The sequence below is a fragment of the Acidimicrobiales bacterium genome (genome assembly GCA_035316325.1).
Lineage (GTDB): Bacteria > Actinomycetota > Acidimicrobiia > Acidimicrobiales > VFJN01 > DASXTK01.
This window is the reverse complement of sequence record DATHJB010000069.1, coordinates 39,062-55,438: the sequence shown is the minus strand read 5'-3', so window position 1 is coordinate 55,438 and position 16,377 is coordinate 39,062. Positions and strand designations below refer to the sequence as shown.

Genomic DNA, 16,377 nt, shown 5'->3' with positions numbered 1-16,377 from the left:
CCGATGCTGAGCAGGATGCCGAAGGCGGCCTTGATCGTCACGAGGACCGAGCAGAACACCAGCAGCAGCAGCATCGTCAGGCCGATCACGATGGCCATGAGCGTCGGCAGCGCGCCCCCGACCTTGTCGGTCAGGTCGATGTTGGCGGCTGTCGGTCCGGCGATGGAGATCTCCGCTCCCGTCGAAGCCTCTGTTGCGGGGACGACGTCGCTGCGGAGGTTGTCGACCAGGTCGTCGGTCTCCTCGGACGCCGGCCCGCTCTCGGGGATCACCGGGACCACGGCGGTGTCGCCGGCCTCGTTGACGGACGGCTCACCCACGGCGAAGACGCCGGGCGACCGCTCGGCCGCATCGACGGTCGCCGCCAACGCCGCGTCACGATTGGGCTACTTCTGGCCTGTGGCGGCTACCGGCCGGTGACCTGCAGGGTGGCGGGGCTCACGGCGTAGGCGTTGCTGTACGAGGCCCGGTCACCGTTGTTGAACCCACCGCCGCAGCCCTGCACGTTGGTGATCTCGGCGCGTTGCAGGTTGATCAGGAGCACGTCGGGCGTGCCGTTGAACTCGCCGTACCGCCAGTCGGTGGCGTAGGGGGTGTTCGTGACCGAGAACGAGCAGCCTGGCCCAGAGACGGACAGCTCGAAGTTGGCGATCGATCCGGACACATAGCCCCCGTCGGTCGCCACGTACGAGACAGCGTCGAGACGCCAGGGCAGGTTCACAGGGGTGACCGTGAACACGCCGTCGTTGTCGGGGAACTGCGTGCACCGACCCAGGCTGGCCGACGTCACCGAGCCGATGCCGGCGGCGGGCACGTCGCTGCCGTTGGGGATGCGTCCGGCGACCGTCGCATCTGAGCACCGGCTGTGGTTCCCGGTGTTGAGGTCGCCCAGGGTGTGAACGGTCGTACCCGACTGGGTGGTCGTGAACCCGCCGTCGGCGTTGCCGCCGGTCACCGTGAACCTCGGCGGCGCCGCCACCAGGGTGATGGCCGGTGTGAGCGTGTACCTCCCGGTCACTCCGACGGTGTCGCCCTCAGCAGCAACACCGCCGCAACCCGAGCCCGTCGCGTAGGTCACCGTGAACGAGGTGTCGTCGATCACCAGCTCCGACGACGAGTTCGTGTAGGTCATCCTCAGCGTGCCGGACACGTAGTAGTCACACCCCGGCTGGCTGACGACCGAGTCGATCAGCATCACGCCGTCCACGGTGGCCCGGCCGGTGAGGGCGTCGTACGACCGGCCGGCGAGGGGTACCTCTCCCGCGATGAAGACCACGGCGGGCGATCCGCCACTGCTGGTGCAGTCGGTGGCCTCGCTGTGAGAGATGTAGCCCAGCTCGTGCACGCCGGCCGCGGTCGGCAACGTCCCGTACAAGGGGGCCGAGGAGCAGGAGGTGGTGACGCCTGTGTCGGTGTTGACCAGCGTCAGGGTGCCGGCGGTCGTGGCGAACGACCCGTCGGCGTTGGGATTGGTGACGCTCCACGATGTCTCGGCCGCCAGGGCCGGTGAGGCATCGCCCCAGATCAACATCGCCGCCATGGCGAGAACGACGAAACCCCGGAAGATACGTCCGCGCATCAGCTCCACGCTCCTTGGCCCAGCAAATCACCAGGGAGGAACCTGCGGGCTTCCCCGATGCATCCTCTCTCGATCTCCACCGAGTCTCCTGCCACGAGCCATACCTAACGACCCGCTGTTAGCCACCTGCTAGCCGTCCCTCCGGTCCGTGTGTCAGCCGAAGGGGGCGAGGAGTGAACTGGGGAGCTAGCCAGCCGAGATCGGGGCCCGCTGGACCGGCTCTGGCACCGGCGGGGTCTAGGGCAACGTCTACCTGTTCAAGAACACCGACTCGGCCGGGAACTCCCACGGCTGCCACGAGAACTACCTGACCTCCCGCCAGGACGACCTCGGCCACTACGCCGAGGTCCTCATCCCGTTCTTCGTGTCGCGGCAGATCTACGCCGAGGCGGGCAAGGTGCTGCAGCGATGACCCTGTCGCCCCGCTCCGCAACGGTCGATCGGTGCGGGCGGGCAGGTCCGCATGGCCGTCCGCCAGCCCGTCGGGCCACAGTGACAGCCTGTCGTTCTGTGCGGCTTCATCGGCGTCGACCTGCGACGTCTTCTATGGGGGTGACCTACGCACCCGGCAGGCGTACGGACATACTGAGCCCATGCGTGAGTTCGTGAGCTGGCAGGCTTGGGACGATGCCGACCCCGAGTTGGCCGATGAGCTGCCGGCCGAGGTGCACGACGTCGTGGCCCGGGCGACCGAGGCCGCGCAGCAATGGCACAGCGACCAACGCCGCCCGACCGGCGTGCCTTACGTCGAGCACCTCCTGGAGGCGCTCGAGGTACTGGTCCGGGGCGCCGGCGTGAGCGACCCCGACGTCCTGGCGGCGGTGCTGCTGCACGACGTGGCCGAGGACACGGCGGCCACGGTCGCCGACGTCGAGGCCCAGTTCGGTCCGGGGGTCGCCGGGTACGTGGACTGGCTGACCAAGCCCCCGACGCAGGGCCGCAGCGAGGCCGAGAAGCGGGCCGCCAAGGGCGCCTACCTCCAGCGGTTCGCAGACGCGCCCCCGGAGGCCGTGTGGGTGAAGCTGGCCGACAGGGTGAGCAACGTGCAGCGGCTGTACCAAATGCCGCTCGACTTCCAGCGCCGCTACTACGCCGAGACCGTCGACCGGGTGGTCCCGCTGGCCCAGGGCCACGGCTTCTTCGCCGCCTGGTACGACGACTGGCAGCACCGTTACGCCCACCTCAACGCGCTATAGCGGCCCCTCGTCGAGATCGAACGAGCCCCAGCACCGTCCCCGCCCCACCGACCGGCGCACCACCAACCCGAAGGCCAATCGAGCCCAGCTGCACATGACGCTTCAGTTGGCCAATGAGATCAGGCGCTCGATCGGCGCCCATCGCGCCCGTCGATCGGTGACCCGCGGCGAGCAGATCGGCCGGTTCTGGTCGGTGTCGAGGTCCTGGGACACGCTGTCCCAGTGGCGGTGGGCGACATCGACTCGGACGACGAGGCGGTCGTCTCCAGAGATCGAGCGACCAATGAGCTAGGTCGGCGACGCTGCGACAGCGGGTAGCGGTCGCAGCTGAAGAGGTCGTACCCGCAAGACGCTTGGCGGTTCGACGGTGCGATAGTGGCCCTATGGGTCGGCTTCTCTTCCATGGTGGTCGGGTGTTCGACGCGGTTGGCACGGGAGGCACCGACCCACAATCAGGGGGTGCCGATGTCGTGGTCGAGGACGGGCGCATCGTAGAGATCGGGCCGGGCCTTGACGGCGACGAGGCTTTCGACTGCACGGGCAAGACCCTGATCCCGGGCTTGTTCGATTGCCACACCCATGTGACCTGCAGCCACTACGACATGTGGAAGATGGCCCAGACGCCGTTCTCGCTGCAGTTCTTCGAGGCCGCTCGTAACCTCGAAGCGACGCTCAGGGTCGGGATCACCACCATCCGCGACGCCGGCGGCGCCGACCTCGGGGTCAAGACCGCGGTGGAACGGGGCCTGGTCAACGGGCCCCGTATGCAGATCTCGATCACCATGCTGAGCCAGACCGGCGGCCACGCCGACGACTGGATGGTCTGCGGCGGGACCTTCCCGACGCCTTTCGGCCTGGCCCACCCGGGTAAACCCAGCGCCATCGTCGACGGTCCCGACGAGATGCGCCGCAAGGCTCGCGAGCTGATCCGCGCGGGCGCCGACGTGATCAAGGTGGCTACCAGCGGGGGAGTGTTGTCACCCGGCTCCAATCCCCACCACGGCCATTTTCGCGACGACGAGCTCGACGTGCTCGTGGACGAGGCTGCGGCGAGCGGGTGCTGGGTGATGGCCCACGCCATGGCCACCGACGGTATCAAGGCGGCGATCCGAGCGGGGATCCGCTCGATCGAGCACGGCGACTACCTCGACGACGAGGCCATCGGCATGATGCTCGAACGCGGCACGTACCTGGTCCCCACGCTCATGGCGGCCCGGGGCGTGATCGACATGGCGGCGGCCGGCGGGTCCTTCACCGACGAGAGCCTCCGCAAGGCCATGATGGTGGTCGAGGCCCATGACGACTCGGTCAGCCGGGCCATAGCCGCAGGAGTCAAGGTCGCCATGGGCACGGACTCCGGGGTGACGCCCCACGGCCAGAACCTCCAAGAGCTCCAGTTGATGGTCGATCGGGGTATGACCCCCGCCCAGAGCCTGGTGGCGACCACCCGCACGGCCGCTGAGCTGCTCGGCGTGGACGACGAGCTCGGGACTCTCGAGCCGGGCAAGCGCGCCGACATCGTGGTGGTCGACGGCGACGCCCTCCAGGTCGACAAGCTCGCGGAGCGCATCGACGGGGTGTGGAAGGACGGCGCCGCGGTCATCTGAGGCAGCCTCCGCCCGGCCGGCGGCTCAACCTTCCCCTGGCCACAGCTGTGGCACGAAATGCCGTTCAGGACGTGCACATCGGCGCATCTCGGGCGGCGCAGAGGATGGCCCAGGTGTGTCCGGTGTCTCTTTGCGGGAAGGCCGTGGAATCTCTGGTCTCTGTTGGGCTTACCCAGGTAGCCGGACGGACGTCGGGTTGGCGTGTCGCGCCCGATCACCAACACCCGGAACACACCGATCGAGGCCCTCGAACGCGCCTTCCCGATGCGTGTCCTGCGCTACCGCCTCCGCCGCGGCAGTGGCGGCGCCGGCTACTCGCCCCGGTGGCGACGGCATTGAGCGCGACCTTCAGGTGCTCGAGGACTGCACGGTGTCATTGGTTACCGAGCGCTGGGTCCCAGTCCCGAGTGTCAAGGCGACAGAAATCTGGTCGTGACGACGAGCGGCAGCATCGGCGACGGAGCGGACCAGCTCGTCTTCCCAGCCGTTCCGCCATCGCCTACGTCGACGACCCCGCTGGCCCTCGGCTCACATGCTCTGGTTGACGGACCAAATCGACGATCCGCCGCACCCGTCGACAGCGGTGACCGACCGCTACGGCGACCGCCAGCTGCTGCTCCTCGTGGCCGCACTCAGGGCACTGCCACGCCGCCCACCGGCTCACCGGCCGTCCACCCAAGGAGGTACCTGCACCCGGCTCGAAGAGGTCATCAACTCCTCGTCCTTTCCCGATCCATTGTCCGCTTGTCATCCCGTGACCACATCGTACGTGTGTTCGCCACCCAGCATTGCACGCCCACCAAAGGAGTCGGGTGGACTTCGAGCGATCGAAGGTGAGGCGAAGGCGTTCCAGCGGGGGTGACTTCCGACGTGAGGTCGGGCAGGTCATCATCGCGGGATGGGGAAGTCGATACCCGTGTTGCTGGTGACGGGCGCGCCCGGTGTGGGGAAGACGACGCTCGTCAAGGAGATGGGCGAGCAGTTGTTCCATGCGGGGGTGGCGCACGCAGTCGTTGACATCGACGAGCTGGCCCGGGTCCGGCCGGCGGTGCCCGACCGGGGGGTGTGGGCCGAGCTGACCGTTGCGAACCTGCGGGTCATGTGGCCGAACTACGAGGCGCTGGGGGTCGAGCGTGTCATCCTGGCCGGCATCGTCCAATCGGCGGCGATTCTCGATGCTTACCGGGCGGCGATCCCCGGTTCCGACCTCACCGTCGTGCGGCTGGGGGCTTCGGTCGACACGCTGCACACCCGCCTCCAGCATCGGGAACCGGGTTCGGTTCGGGCTTTCCTGCTCGGCGTTACCGCCAGCCTCGACAAGGAGATCGCCGACCTCGACGTCGAGGACCTCACGGTGGACAACGATCCCGACCAACCCATCGGCGACCTGGCGCGGGGGATCCTCGAATGGATGGGGTGGCTCCCCGGTGACGGACCCGGTAGCCCGCTCCCGAATGCGGCAGAGGTCTCGGCAAACAGGCGGCAGTCCCGGGCGCCGAGATAGGCGAAGCTCCGAGGATGCCGAGGACGTTCATCTCGCCGTCGACGGTTGCGGTCACCGACCTATCCCCGGCCTTTGACCGGTGGGCCTGCCGCGGCGGGAGCCCCGACCGAGGCCGGCCCACCGTTCACTCTGCCGGGTACCGGAACGAGACGACACGGCACGCGGAGCAGCGTCGTGCCGGCGTACGAATGCCCCCGACGAACGACTCGACCACCCGCCGTGGCATCGGCTCCCGCCCCCCGGCGACGGACGCCGATCGGCTAAGCAACGTTCGCCCCCTGACCACGAAGGCGCGACCCACCTCCACCACGAGGACGCACGATGATCCCCATCACCGGCGGCGTGGACTCCGTCGGTCGCGCACCGCACGGGACGAGACATCGACAGCACTCGCGAGGAGAATCGAGGAGGCATCATGAACACAACCGTCACCGACGAGCAGATTCGACAGTTGGCTGAAACGGCGAAGCCCTACAGCCTGGCGCTCCTGTCGTGGGGTCCGGAACGGCACATGGACGGCGCCGAGGCAACGGAGTTGGAACACCAACGACGGATGGTCTCGCTGCGGGCTGACGGAGTGATCGCGATCCTCTGTCCCGTCGCCTCCGAGACGCTGGCCGGCGTCGCGATCATGAACGTGCCGCCCGAGGAAGCCCGAGAGATCATGGACGGGGACCCATGTGTACGGGCGAGGATGATCCTCTGCGAGGTTCACCTGTGCCACAGCTTCCCAGGAGACGCCCTGCCCGTGCCGTCCGACTCCTGACAACCCGAATGACCTGTCCCTGAAGTGCGATCGGGGCGTACAGACGCGCACGCACGACGTTCGCCAGCGGCGATGAGAGACCTGGCTCCTCCGAACGATCACCGAGCCCGAGCAGGTCGTGCGGTGGTTCACCGATCGCGTCGAGCTCGACGCCAGGCCCGGCGGCAAGGGCACCCTCGTCTTCGAGCACATGGCGAACATCGCTGCGCTCGTGGTGGAGACCGTCGACCCGCCGCACCGGTTCACGTTCCGCTGGGGCCATCCCGACGGCGAGGTACCGGTGCCGGGCAACTCGGTCCTGGTGGAGTTCACCCTCACCGCCGAGGGCGACGAGCGGACCCGACTGCGGGTGGCCGAGACCGGCCTCGACGCCATCGGCTGGCCCGACGACGACAAGGCCCGCTACGCCGACGAGCACCGCGACGGTCGGGCGAACTTCCTCGGCCGCCTCGTCGACCTGTTCGCCAGCCCGGTGGGATGAGCACCGATCCCGGCGACGAGCTCTGGTCGGCCATCGCCGATCCGTCTCGTCGCCGGGTCCTCGATCTGCTGGTGCGCAGCGGCGAGGCGACCGCCAGCTCGCTGGCGCTGAAGGTCCCTTTCACCCGTCAGGCGGTGGCCAAGCACCTCGCGATCCTCGAGAGCGCCGGGCTCGTGGCCCGCCACAAGGAGGGCCGCGAGGTCCTCTTCCGCGTCGACCCCGACCGCCTGGACGATGCCACCCGGGCCATGACCCAGGTCGCCGGCGACTGGGACCGGCGCCTCCAGGTCATCAAGCGCCTGGCCGAAGCTGCCCACCAGGAGGCGAAGGGCCCGGGCGACTGACCCGGCGGCGAGGTGGGACCTCTGGGGCGGCCCAGCCAGCCGTTCTGGGCGGTTCGTTCGACGATGAGGCGCAGAGTGCCCGTCTACGAAGCTCCTCCGCTCGCCCGGCGCGAGAAGACGACGGTCTGCCTGTCGGGTTCGAAGCCGACGCTGAGGTAGAGACCCCTCGATGCCGGGTTGTCCGGTTCGTAACAGATCTTGATGCGCTTTGCGCCGGCCTCCGCGAGCAGGTCGATGCCGGTGGTGAGGATGTGGCGGGCAAGTCCTCGTCGCTGGTGATCGTCTTCGGTGCGCATCGGTTCGACGAGACCCGTGGCGGTCTCGGGGTCGTTCCAGAACAACCCATACGCTGCGACGCTGTCGCGACTGTCGTGTACCACCAGGTCGAGGTCGGGGCGGTACAGCGACGTTTGACGAAGACGCGCCTCGACGTCGGGGTGGTTCCGTTTGTGGCTGATCATGTGATGCGGACGCTGCATCGCGTCGAGGCGACTGGACAACCGATAGTCCTCGTGCAGCGGGCTGATCTCGGGTCGAGCGTCTGCGGCCAGCCACGTTTCGACCAGCCCGTCTTCCTCGGTCGCGAAGCCATGGCCGACCAACACCTCACGCAGGACGTCATCGGCACGGTCGACCTCGAGGCCGACGGCTTCGAACCCGGACTCACCGGCGTGGGCGAGCCCGCGCTCGATGACATGTGCAACCCAGTCGGGAGTTGCGTCGGGCATGACGATCGGGTTGAGCGCTATCCGGTCGCCCCAGTCGGTTGCGATCACGGCGGCTTCCGGGCGACCGAGGTGATCGAACCAGAAGAGCTGAGGGAGGACGTCGGTTGAGCGCGGTGCCCGCCACCACCACTGCAGATCGGCGGCTTCGTACAACCCTGCAGTGGGGTGAGCGCTGCGGACTCGCTGCAGGAGCGCCGTCACAGCTTCCAAGTAGTGGAGACCGACCCGATGTTCTTCTCGCAGCGGGCGCATCTCCCGAACCTACGGCGTCGACATGGCCCGAACAGACCCGTAGCCACGCGGCTGGCCCAGGGTTCTCGACCGAGCGGTTCAGGCACCCGCACGGGTGAACGTCACATGTGTGACTCCGCTGGGCGAGGAGGTGGCCTCGATCTCGTAGTCCTTCTCGAGGCCCTCCTGTCCGTCCCAGAGGCGGACACCTCGGCCGAGCAGGATCGGGACCACCGCGATGTGCATGTGGTCGACGAGCCCGGCAGCCAGGAAGTCACGGATCATGGTGGGGCCGCCGCCGAGGCGCACGTCCTGACCGTCGGCGGCCTGGCGGGCTGTCTCGAGCGCCTCGGCAGGCGACGCGTCGAGGAAGTGGAACGTCGTGCCGCCCTCCATCTCGATCGACGGGCGCGGGTGATGGGTGAGGATGAAGGTCGGCGTGTGGAACGGCGGGTTGGGGCCCCACCAGCCCTTCCAGTCCGGGTCCTCGTGCCATCCGGGCGGGCCGAACTTCCCGGCACCCATGATCTCGGCGCCGATGTCGAAGGGGAACAGCCGCAGGAAGGCGTCGTCGACGCCGCCGCTGCCGCCGGGCTGGCCGGTCCTCTCGCCCCACGACCGGGTGACGAACATCCACTCGTGCAGCCGCTCGCCGGCGTGACCGAACGGTGTGTCCAGGCTCTGACCTTCGCCGGTGGCGAAACCGTCGAGCGAGACGGAGATCTGTTGGACACGGGCGTGTGACATGGCGGGTGCTCCTTCGTTGGATCAGCTCGGCCGTGAAGCGATGATGGCTGGCCCATGTCTTGAGGTCCAATGCCAAGCTTCCGGGCGTACCCCGTCGACACGGGTAAGTCCTTCAGTCGGGCGCCCACAGTCGGCGTTCGGGGGGCATGGTCAGTCGTCTGACCCCGCGGCAGCCCGCCTCATCGGGCCGACTCGGCCGGTGCGGGTCGGGCGCCGGGGCGGTTCGGTCGGAGCCGGCGTAGGAGCCGCACGTCGCCGGTGACGGCCAGCCCGCGGGACTTGGCCTCGGTGGGGTCGATGCGGTGGGCGAGCAGTTCGACGGTGGCGTCGGGCGGGCCGGTGAGGACGAGGTCGGGTGCGGCGGCCTGGCCGCGGTCCGTGTGGACCTCGCCCTTGGCCGATCGGATGGTCATGGGCTCGTCGCCGCATCGCACCTCGATGGTCAGCTCGGGGCGCGTGGGGTCGATGCCGGGGAACAGGGCAGCAACGGGTTGGGTGATCCAGTGGCTGCGGAAGGTGTCGCTCTCGGCCATGCGGCCCATCAGGGGGCCGGCCCACCCGGAGATGGCGGACACCACCTCGTGCAGTCCGTCGCCCCACTCGGTGAGCTCGTAGCGGTCGTCGTCGGTCTTGGCGATCAGCTCGCTGGCCTGCATGGTGCGCAGCCGGTCGGCCAGCAGGTTGGTGGCGATGCCCGGCAGGCCGTTGGTCAACTCGCCGTACCGGCGGGGACCGTTGAGCAGCTCGCGCACGATGAGGAGGACCCAGCGGTCGCCGATGACGTCCAGCCCTCGTGCCAGAGCGCAGTACTGACGGTACGACTTCATACCGCAAGCATACTTGCTGGAAATTACCAAGCAAAGTTACTTGATCTTTTCAAGTCACCGAGCATATGCTGCGACGAGCCAAACGAGGGAGACGAACATGGAACGAACGCCGATCAACCCCTGGTCGTGGTCCACCAATCTGGGGTTTGACCAGGCCCAGCTCGTCGAGGGGCACCAGCGGCAGCTCTTCTGCAGCGGCCAGGACGCGGTGGACGCCGACGGCAACTCCCAGCACCCGGGCGACATGGCCGCCCAGCTCGAGCTGGCCGTCGACAACCTCGAGGCCGTCCTCGCCGCCGCCGACATGACGCTCGCCGACATCGTCCGGCTGAACGTCTACACCACCGACGTCGACGAGCTGTTCGAGCACTTCGCAAGGCTTCCGGACCGCTTCAGCAGCGCCGACGGTCGCTTTGCCACGACCGTGCTCGGCGTCTCGCGGCTGGCCGCACCCCAACTGCTCGTCCTACTCGAAGCCACCGCGGTCGACTGACCCAGGACGGAGAAGCTGATGGCACAGCTCACAGACAAGGTACGCACCCTGTTCGACGGCAGGAACTTCGCCGTGCTGTCGACGCTCGAACCGGACGGCAAGCCGCATTCGACGGTGGTCTGGGTGGCGCTCGACGGAGATGACATCGTGCTCGCGCTGCCCAAGAGCCGCCGGAAGACCGCCAACCTGAACCGAGACCCCCGGGTGGCTGTGGTGACCTTCGATGCCGCCAGGCCCTACGAGAGCGCTCAGGTGCAGGGCACCGCGTCCCTCGAGGACGACCCGGACGGCACGCTGATCGACCAGCTGTCGCACAAGTACACGGGCGGGCCGTATCCCGGGTTCGCCGGGCCGAACCCGCAATGGGTGACCGCGAGGATCATGGCCGACAAGGTCACCACCACCTGGCCGAGCTCGTGAGCCTCGGGCCGCCGCAGCGGTTCACAAGCTGGCGGTCGACGGGGTTGGACAGGCCCCTGTCGGCCAGCCGGCGGCCGGCTGCCGGCGGCTGATGCGGGTGGATCTCGGCCGCCGGAGTAGCGCCCGGCGGTTGGGCGAGCTGCGGTTCAGAGCTGGTCGTCGAGGTCGCGCTTCAACCTGACTGTGGCGAACGACAGGCCGCTGGCGAGCAGGGCGAAGGCCCAGCCCTGGGCGTGGACCTCGAAGCCGCCGTTCGAAACGTGATCCGCCGCACCGAGCACGAGCGGAAGCACCAGCGCAGCGAGGACCACGACCACAGCGGCGACGTCGATCACAACCGCCCAACGAGCCTCAGCGAGGCTGCCGACGGCAACGGCGCAACAGCCGACGAAGAGTGTGATCAGCCCGACGATCAGGACCAGGACAACCGGCCTCACACCGGTGGCGCTGCGCATGGAGCCGAACTCGGCCACCAACCAGCGCAGGGTGACTGGCACCGACTCGCCGCCCCCAGACTCCACGCTGGCGATCGGCAGACAGAAAGCCAGGAGAATCGGAGTCAGAGGGATCAACAGGAGGCCACGGGCCAGATGCCGCAGACCACGGGTCTGACCCTCGAGCCTGTCTCGCTCGGTGTCGCTCATCAGGGCTGCAGCCTCACAGTCCGTCACCCGTCGCTCCAAGCTGGCCCTGCTCCCCAGTTCGACGGGCATCCATCCTGCCGATCACCCGTTCCCGGGGTGGTTCGCCACCGCCGAGCCGGGGCGGGCTGGGGCGGGCTGGGGCGGGCTGGAGCCTGCGGGTACGCATCCGGACGACGACCGGCGGGTGCCTATCATCCGCGGCAATGGGAGCCCCCGACCCGGCGCAACTGCTCACGGCCCTCACGACCGAGCATTTCACCCTCCAGGGCGCCAGGTCACAGACGATGAGCGAGACGTCGGCGCGAGCGTCCGTCTACATGTACTCGGTGTCCAGCGTGCTCGTGGCGCTGGGCTTCGTCAGCCAGGTCGCCGACGGTGAAGGCGCCGTCTTCGAGGTGTTCGCCCTCACCGTCCTGCCCGTCATCTACTTCCTGGGATGCGCCACGTACCTGCGGCTGGTCGAGTGCGGCGCCGAAGACCTGCGCTACGGCATGGCGATCAACCGCATCCGGGGGTACTACAAGGAGCTGGCCGACGATCGTGCCGACCTCTTCCTCCTCTCAGGGCACGACGACGCCGCCGGGGTCTTTCTGAACATGGGCGTCGCGCCCGACCGCCGGAGCCCGGCCTTCGCGTTCTCGACCGCGATCGCCGTGGTCAACGGCGTGGTGGGCGGAGCCGTGGTGGCCCTGGCGCTCGGTGCCATCCCCGATCTCCCGCTCTGGCTGGCGGCGGTCGTCGGCGTGATCGTCGCGGCGGCGTCGATCGTCGGCTGGGTGCGACGCGCCGGCCCCATCCTCGAAGCGGCGGCCCGCCAGGCCACACCCCGCTTCCCGTCGCCGTCGCCGTCGCCGTCACCACCGCCCTCGCCGTCCCCGGACTGAGTCGGTCCGGTCAGCGGCGGAGGCGCAGCACCACGAACGCGCCCAGCACGACGGCGATCAGCACCATGCCGGCCGCCAGGCTGGCATCTCCGCCGATGCGGATGATGCGTTCGTCGCGTCGGCGCAGTCGCCGGGGATGCACCGTTAGCCTCCCGACCATGCAGATCGTCGTCGCCGGCGGGCATGGTCAGATCGCCCTTCGTGTCGAGCGTCAGCTGGCCGAGGCGGGGCACGTCGCCCTCGGCATCGTGCGGAATCCCCAGCATGTCGACGATGTGCGGGCGACCGGGGCCGAGGCGCTGGTCCTGGATCTCGAGGATGCCCGGGTCGAGGACGTGGCCGGTCACCTCGACGGTGTCGACGCGGTCCTGTTCGCCGCCGGGGCGGGACCTGGCAGTGGCGTCGCCCGCAAGGACACGGTCGATCGTGGGGCCTCGGCGTTGCTGGCCGACGCCGCCGAGCAGGCCGGCGTCGGTCGCTTCGTGCAGATCTCGTCCATGGGCGCCGGCGCCCCGCCACGACCGGGCACCGACGAGACCTTCGCCGCGTACCTGCAGGCCAAGACGGCTGCCGAGGACGACCTTCGACGCCGCAACCTCGGCTGGACCGTGTTGCGCCCCGGTGGGCTCACCAACGCTCCGGGGACCGGTCGGGTCCGGCTCGCGCCATCGGTGCCTCGGGGCCAGATCAGCCGCGACGATGTCGCCACCGTGCTCACCGCCCTGCTGACCGGCAGCCGCGGCATCCGCCAGACCCTCGAGCTCGTCAGTGGCGACACGCCCATCGACGACGCGGTCGCGCACCTCTGACCCTCACCCTCAGGCGATCACCGAGGAGTGCCCTCGCCGGCGCGGGGAAGCCCTGCCGCTATGGGCAGGGCAGGGCTTCACGCTGTCGTCGTTCGCGTCGGGACGGGTGGGGTCAGCTCTGGGAGGCCTTGATGGCCTCGTCGTAGCCGCCCTGGGGCGGCGAGTCGTCCGGGCCGTAGACCACGTACTGCACGCCGGTCGTGAAGCTCTCGGCCTTGAGCACCTTGAGAGGCAGCGACGAACCGGCGTCGTCGAACAGCCGCATGCCGTTGCGGACGGCGACGGGGTGGACGAGCAGATGCAGCTCGTCGAGCAGGCCGGCGTCGAGGAGCTGGCGGACGACCGAGATCGAGCCACTCATCCCGATGTCGCCCCCCGGCTCGTTCTTCAGTGCGGTCACGGCCTCGGCGAGATCGCCCTTGAGCAGCTCGGAGTTCCGCCAGGTGAAGGTCAGGTCCTGGTGCGACACCACGATCTTGCGCATGTCACCGAACTGCTTGGCCATCGCGGCGTCGTCCTCACCGGCGTCCTCCCGCTCGGGCCAGGCGCCGGCGAAGCCCTCGTAGGTGTCGCGACCCAGGAGCAAGGTGTCCGCGGCGCTGATCTGCGCGCCGACGGCGGCGCCCATCTCCTCGTTGAAGTAAGGGAAGTGCCACTGTTCGGGTGCTTCGACCACACCGTCGAGCGAGATGAACAGGCCTGCGCTGATCTTCCTCATGATGCCTCCATGACAATCGTCGTTCTGTGAGCTTCGCGTCGTCCGTTCAGACCCCCCACCCGAACGAAACTCATCGGGGTCGTCGTCGGGTGGGGCCAATTTGCCGTTCGATGCCGTCGAGCACGCAGTCGAGCCCGATGCCGTCGGTGACGGCCTGGAGGGGTCGGGCGGTCGGTTCGCAGGTGGCGGCGAGGATGGCGGGGAAGGCGTCGGCGTGTTCGCGGACGACGTCGGTCATCGCTGGTGTCAGCTGGCGGCTGGTGTCCCAGGGGAACGATCCGGCCGTGGCCAGGGAGTGCGCCGTGCGTACCTGGGCCGACAGGAGCAGCACGGCGTCGATCTGCTGATCTCCCGGCAAGCCGGTGTCGGTCAGGCTGCGTACGGCGCACTCGATCCAGCCCGTTTCGTTGGGGCCCATGACCCGAGTGCCGAGGGTGACGGTGGGGAGCCACGGGTGCCGCTGCCACACGGCCCACAGCTCCTCGGCGTAGCGGGTGAGCTTGGCCCGCCAGCCGGTTTGGTCGTCGAGGTCGGGTGGTGCCTCGACGGCTCGGTCGATCATGGCGGCCATCAGCACGTCCTTGTTGGGCACGTGCCGGTAGACGGCCATCTTGGTGAAGCCGAGCCGCTCGGCTACCCGCTGCATCGACACGGCGTCGATGCCTTCGGCGTCGGCGATCTCCACGGCCGCGGTGGCGAGGGTGTCGAGGGTGATGGTGGCCTTGGGTCCGCGGGTGGCCCCGGGCCGCCGGTTCCAGAGCACGTCGATCACGTCGACCGACGAAGTGGTGCGGGAGGTGAGGGTCATGGCTGGGCTCCGCTTCGTGGGATCGCAGGGGGTGGACAAGAAACAGTATCCGAGGTAAACAGTATCTGCAGGTAACAGATACCGATAGACACTGTATCCGGAGCCTGGCGAGATGCCAGGCATCTGAGAGTGGAGGACGACACATGACCATGACCCCTGCCATCACCGTGACCGAGGCGGCCGCCGTCGAGCAGGACCACGAGCGGGCGCACCGGCGAGAGGGCGGTGGATCGCCGACGTCGGGCCTGTGGCGTCCGGGCCTGACCGCCGCCGTGGTCGCCGCCGTGGCGACCTCCCTGGTCGCCGGTGCGGCCCGGGCCGTCGACGTGCCGCTCGCGATCGAGGGCGAGCAGATCCCGGTCGCCGGGGTTGCCGTGATGACCATGCTGTGCTCGGCCGTCGGTCTCCTGCTGGCGGGCGCCCTGAAGCGGTGGACGCCGGGCCCGCGGGCCGCCTTCACCTGGGTTGCCGTGGCGCTGACCGCAGTGTCGTTCGTGCCGTCGGTCAGCGCCGACGCCGACACGGCGACCAAGGTCGTGCTCGTCGCCACCCACGTCGTGGCGGCCGCCATCGTCGTGCCGGTGATCGTCCGCTCGCTGCCCGCCCGGCGTCCTCGCCCCTGACCCAACCGGACCACCTCACGCCACCCACGCCACGCACGTCCGCTACCGGATCAACCGCCGACCCGAACGATGTGCTGGTCGCGGCCCCCTGTGGGGCCCGGCCAGCACGTCTCCGTCGGTCATCTCCACGTCAGGGCGGCACGGTGACCCTGGCGCCTCAGGTGGGGTCGCCGGGGGCGAGGATCAGGCGGTAGCCGCCGTCGATCTCGGTCTCGGCGAGGAGGGCGGCGTGGCGGCGGTGCCAGGTGCCGTCGTCGAGGTCGCGGCGGAGGGCGGCCACGCCGCGGTCGACGACGGGAGCCGGGAGGCGGGCGATCCCGGAGATCGCGGCCCGCACGCCGGGGTCGAGGTAGGCGGCCGGGCGGCGCCACCAGGCGTGACAGAACCCGTCGGTGCAGTCGTGGGGGATGGGCAGCACATCCACGGTGCCGCCGCCGAGCGCCGTCGCGACGGCGTCGGGAGTTGGCAGGTCGCGGTCGAGGCCGACCATCTCCGGGAGGTAGTCCGTGACCAGCCACTGCTGGGCGTGCACGGCGTAGTCGAAGCTGAACACGACGACCGGCCCGCGCGTCACCCGACGGACGTCGGCGAGGCCGGCGGCGGCGTCCGGCCAGTGGTGCACAGAGAGCACGACGAGGGCACCGTCGAACGCCCGGTCGGGGAACGGGAGCTCGCCGGCGATCGCTCGGATGGCCGGGGCGGCCGAGGCCGGACGCTGGGCGATCATGGCGGCCGACGGCTCGACCGCCACGACCGTGCGGTCGGTGGGCTCGTAGGAGCCGGCACCGGCACCGACGTTGAGGACGGTCGCCGCATCACCGAGCGCCGCCCGGAGCCGCGCCTCGATCCTCGAGTCGGGCCGCCGCCGCTCGGCGTAGCCGACCCCGATCGTGTCGTAGACCTGCCCGGTCACGGGGCGAACCCGCAGAGAACGAGCACGGTGGCGTCGCGCTCGGGGCGCTCGGGGT

General features: G+C 69.3%; 22 protein-coding genes. 12 read left to right on the top strand and 10 right to left on the bottom strand.

Features of this window, described 5'->3' with window-relative positions:
- The coding region (locus VK611_09655; protein HMG41585.1) for an MMPL family transporter at positions 1 to 368 on the bottom strand (368 nt) is incomplete at its 3' end.
- A gap of 38 nt (positions 369 to 406) precedes the next feature.
- Entirely contained in the window at positions 407 to 1,579 is a 1,173-nt protein-coding gene (locus VK611_09650) for a hypothetical protein (protein HMG41584.1), read from the bottom strand.
- A 253-nt stretch (positions 1,580 to 1,832) separates the two neighbouring features.
- On the opposite strand from VK611_09650, the gene VK611_09645 reads away from it, so the two are divergent.
- The 7 genes from VK611_09645 (at position 1,833) to VK611_09615 (ending at position 7,477) form a co-directional block, all read left to right on the top strand.
- Complete coding sequence (locus tag VK611_09645) at positions 1,833 to 1,991, top strand: proteasome accessory factor PafA2 family protein (protein ID HMG41583.1); 159 nt, start codon at positions 1,833 to 1,835, stop codon at positions 1,989 to 1,991.
- Between the two features lie 181 nt (positions 1,992 to 2,172).
- On the top strand, positions 2,173 to 2,775 hold the full coding sequence (locus VK611_09640; GenBank protein HMG41582.1) for an HD domain-containing protein: 603 nt from the start codon (positions 2,173 to 2,175) through the stop codon (positions 2,773 to 2,775).
- Positions 2,776 to 3,188: 413 nt separating this feature from the next.
- Positions 3,189 to 4,382 carry an amidohydrolase family protein gene (locus VK611_09635; protein HMG41581.1) on the top strand — a complete coding sequence of 398 codons (1,194 nt, stop codon included), beginning with the start codon at positions 3,189 to 3,191 and terminating at the stop codon, positions 4,380 to 4,382.
- Positions 4,383 to 5,298: 916 nt separating this feature from the next.
- Positions 5,299 to 5,886, top strand: a complete 588-nt coding sequence (locus VK611_09630) for a hypothetical protein (protein HMG41580.1) — start codon at positions 5,299 to 5,301, stop codon at positions 5,884 to 5,886.
- A 415-nt stretch (positions 5,887 to 6,301) separates the two neighbouring features.
- Positions 6,302 to 6,652 carry a hypothetical protein gene (locus VK611_09625; protein HMG41579.1) on the top strand — a complete coding sequence of 117 codons (351 nt, stop codon included), beginning with the start codon at positions 6,302 to 6,304 and terminating at the stop codon, positions 6,650 to 6,652.
- Positions 6,653 to 6,749: 97 nt separating this feature from the next.
- The gene (locus tag VK611_09620; GenBank protein ID HMG41578.1) at positions 6,750 to 7,133 is read left to right on the top strand and encodes an SRPBCC domain-containing protein; all 384 of its coding nucleotides are present in this window, start codon (positions 6,750 to 6,752) and stop codon (positions 7,131 to 7,133) included.
- Positions 7,130 to 7,477, top strand: coding sequence for a metalloregulator ArsR/SmtB family transcription factor (locus VK611_09615; protein HMG41577.1), 348 nt, complete (start codon positions 7,130 to 7,132; stop codon positions 7,475 to 7,477). Before VK611_09620 ends, VK611_09615 begins: the two co-directional genes overlap by 4 nt.
- Before the next feature lie 83 nt (positions 7,478 to 7,560).
- Here the strand turns inward: VK611_09615 and VK611_09610 are convergent, their stop codons facing one another.
- The 3 genes from VK611_09610 to VK611_09600 form a co-directional block, all read right to left on the bottom strand.
- Positions 7,561 to 8,457, bottom strand: coding sequence for a GNAT family N-acetyltransferase (locus VK611_09610; GenBank protein HMG41576.1), 897 nt, complete (start codon positions 8,455 to 8,457; stop codon positions 7,561 to 7,563).
- Between the two features lie 78 nt (positions 8,458 to 8,535).
- A complete protein-coding gene (locus VK611_09605; protein HMG41575.1) occupies positions 8,536 to 9,183 on the bottom strand; it encodes a dihydrofolate reductase family protein in 648 nt (215 codons plus the stop codon).
- A 179-nt stretch (positions 9,184 to 9,362) separates the two neighbouring features.
- Positions 9,363 to 10,010, bottom strand: a complete 648-nt coding sequence (locus VK611_09600) for a helix-turn-helix domain-containing protein (GenBank protein ID HMG41574.1) — start codon at positions 10,008 to 10,010, stop codon at positions 9,363 to 9,365.
- Between the two features lie 97 nt (positions 10,011 to 10,107).
- Between VK611_09600 and VK611_09595 the strand changes: the two genes are divergently transcribed.
- Both VK611_09595 and VK611_09590 read left to right on the top strand, forming a co-directional pair.
- Positions 10,108 to 10,503 (top strand): RidA family protein, encoded by a 396-nt coding sequence (locus tag VK611_09595; GenBank protein ID HMG41573.1) that lies wholly within the window; start codon positions 10,108 to 10,110, stop codon positions 10,501 to 10,503.
- Positions 10,504 to 10,521: 18 nt separating this feature from the next.
- Entirely contained in the window at positions 10,522 to 10,923 is a 402-nt protein-coding gene (locus VK611_09590; protein ID HMG41572.1) for a PPOX class F420-dependent oxidoreductase, read from the top strand.
- 146 nt (positions 10,924 to 11,069) lie between these two features.
- On the opposite strand, the gene VK611_09585 is transcribed toward VK611_09590, so the two are convergent.
- Positions 11,070 to 11,567: a hypothetical protein gene (locus tag VK611_09585; protein HMG41571.1), complete on the bottom strand. Its 498-nt coding sequence runs from the start codon at positions 11,565 to 11,567 to the stop codon at positions 11,070 to 11,072.
- 203 nt (positions 11,568 to 11,770) lie between these two features.
- On the opposite strand from VK611_09585, the gene VK611_09580 reads away from it, so the two are divergent.
- Positions 11,771 to 12,451: a hypothetical protein gene (locus VK611_09580; protein HMG41570.1), complete on the top strand. Its 681-nt coding sequence runs from the start codon at positions 11,771 to 11,773 to the stop codon at positions 12,449 to 12,451.
- 10 nt (positions 12,452 to 12,461) lie between these two features.
- On the opposite strand, the gene VK611_09575 is transcribed toward VK611_09580, so the two are convergent.
- On the bottom strand, positions 12,462 to 12,611 hold the full coding sequence (locus tag VK611_09575) for a hypothetical protein (GenBank protein HMG41569.1): 150 nt from the start codon (positions 12,609 to 12,611) through the stop codon (positions 12,462 to 12,464).
- Here VK611_09575 and VK611_09570 point away from each other — a divergent pair.
- A complete protein-coding gene (locus VK611_09570) occupies positions 12,610 to 13,260 on the top strand; it encodes an SDR family oxidoreductase (protein HMG41568.1) in 651 nt (216 codons plus the stop codon). The genes VK611_09575 and VK611_09570 overlap by 2 nt on opposite strands.
- A 112-nt stretch (positions 13,261 to 13,372) precedes the next feature.
- Here the strand turns inward: VK611_09570 and VK611_09565 are convergent, their stop codons facing one another.
- The gene (locus VK611_09565) at positions 13,373 to 13,978 is read right to left on the bottom strand and encodes a dihydrofolate reductase family protein (protein ID HMG41567.1); all 606 of its coding nucleotides are present in this window, start codon (positions 13,976 to 13,978) and stop codon (positions 13,373 to 13,375) included.
- A 70-nt stretch (positions 13,979 to 14,048) separates the two neighbouring features.
- Positions 14,049 to 14,786: a TetR/AcrR family transcriptional regulator gene (locus tag VK611_09560; GenBank protein HMG41566.1), complete on the bottom strand. Its 738-nt coding sequence runs from the start codon at positions 14,784 to 14,786 to the stop codon at positions 14,049 to 14,051.
- Between the two features lie 143 nt (positions 14,787 to 14,929).
- On the opposite strand from VK611_09560, the gene VK611_09555 reads away from it, so the two are divergent.
- Positions 14,930 to 15,409 carry a DUF6069 family protein gene (locus tag VK611_09555; GenBank protein HMG41565.1) on the top strand — a complete coding sequence of 160 codons (480 nt, stop codon included), beginning with the start codon at positions 14,930 to 14,932 and terminating at the stop codon, positions 15,407 to 15,409.
- A gap of 157 nt (positions 15,410 to 15,566) precedes the next feature.
- On the opposite strand, the gene VK611_09550 is transcribed toward VK611_09555, so the two are convergent.
- The gene (locus VK611_09550; GenBank protein HMG41564.1) at positions 15,567 to 16,322 is read right to left on the bottom strand and encodes a methyltransferase domain-containing protein; all 756 of its coding nucleotides are present in this window, start codon (positions 16,320 to 16,322) and stop codon (positions 15,567 to 15,569) included.
- Positions 16,323 to 16,377 lie beyond the last annotated feature (55 nt).

What these genes read in the sequence shown, in the direction of transcription:
- VK611_09650 (HMG41584.1), bottom strand. Translation starts at nt 1,579, where the DNA reads ATGCGCGGACGTATCTTCCGGGGTTTCGTCGTTCTCGCCATGGCGGCG.
- VK611_09640 (HMG41582.1), top strand. Translation starts at nt 2,173, where the DNA reads ATGCGTGAGTTCGTGAGCTGGCAGGCTTGGGACGATGCCGACCCCGAG.
- VK611_09625 (HMG41579.1), top strand. Translation starts at nt 6,302, where the DNA reads ATGAACACAACCGTCACCGACGAGCAGATTCGACAGTTGGCTGAAACG.
- VK611_09615 (HMG41577.1), top strand. Translation starts at nt 7,130, where the DNA reads ATGAGCACCGATCCCGGCGACGAGCTCTGGTCGGCCATCGCCGATCCG.
- VK611_09610 (HMG41576.1), bottom strand. Translation starts at nt 8,457, where the DNA reads ATGCGCCCGCTGCGAGAAGAACATCGGGTCGGTCTCCACTACTTGGAA.
- VK611_09605 (HMG41575.1), bottom strand. Translation starts at nt 9,183, where the DNA reads ATGTCACACGCCCGTGTCCAACAGATCTCCGTCTCGCTCGACGGTTTC.
- VK611_09600 (HMG41574.1), bottom strand. Translation starts at nt 10,010, where the DNA reads ATGAAGTCGTACCGTCAGTACTGCGCTCTGGCACGAGGGCTGGACGTC.
- VK611_09595 (HMG41573.1), top strand. Translation starts at nt 10,108, where the DNA reads ATGGAACGAACGCCGATCAACCCCTGGTCGTGGTCCACCAATCTGGGG.
- VK611_09590 (HMG41572.1), top strand. Translation starts at nt 10,522, where the DNA reads ATGGCACAGCTCACAGACAAGGTACGCACCCTGTTCGACGGCAGGAAC.
- VK611_09585 (HMG41571.1), bottom strand. Translation starts at nt 11,567, where the DNA reads ATGAGCGACACCGAGCGAGACAGGCTCGAGGGTCAGACCCGTGGTCTG.
- VK611_09580 (HMG41570.1), top strand. Translation starts at nt 11,771, where the DNA reads ATGGGAGCCCCCGACCCGGCGCAACTGCTCACGGCCCTCACGACCGAG.
- VK611_09570 (HMG41568.1), top strand. Translation starts at nt 12,610, where the DNA reads ATGCAGATCGTCGTCGCCGGCGGGCATGGTCAGATCGCCCTTCGTGTC.
- VK611_09575 (HMG41569.1), bottom strand. Translation starts at nt 12,611, where the DNA reads ATGGTCGGGAGGCTAACGGTGCATCCCCGGCGACTGCGCCGACGCGAC.
- VK611_09565 (HMG41567.1), bottom strand. Translation starts at nt 13,978, where the DNA reads ATGAGGAAGATCAGCGCAGGCCTGTTCATCTCGCTCGACGGTGTGGTC.
- VK611_09560 (HMG41566.1), bottom strand. Translation starts at nt 14,786, where the DNA reads ATGACCCTCACCTCCCGCACCACTTCGTCGGTCGACGTGATCGACGTG.
- VK611_09555 (HMG41565.1), top strand. Translation starts at nt 14,930, where the DNA reads ATGACCATGACCCCTGCCATCACCGTGACCGAGGCGGCCGCCGTCGAG.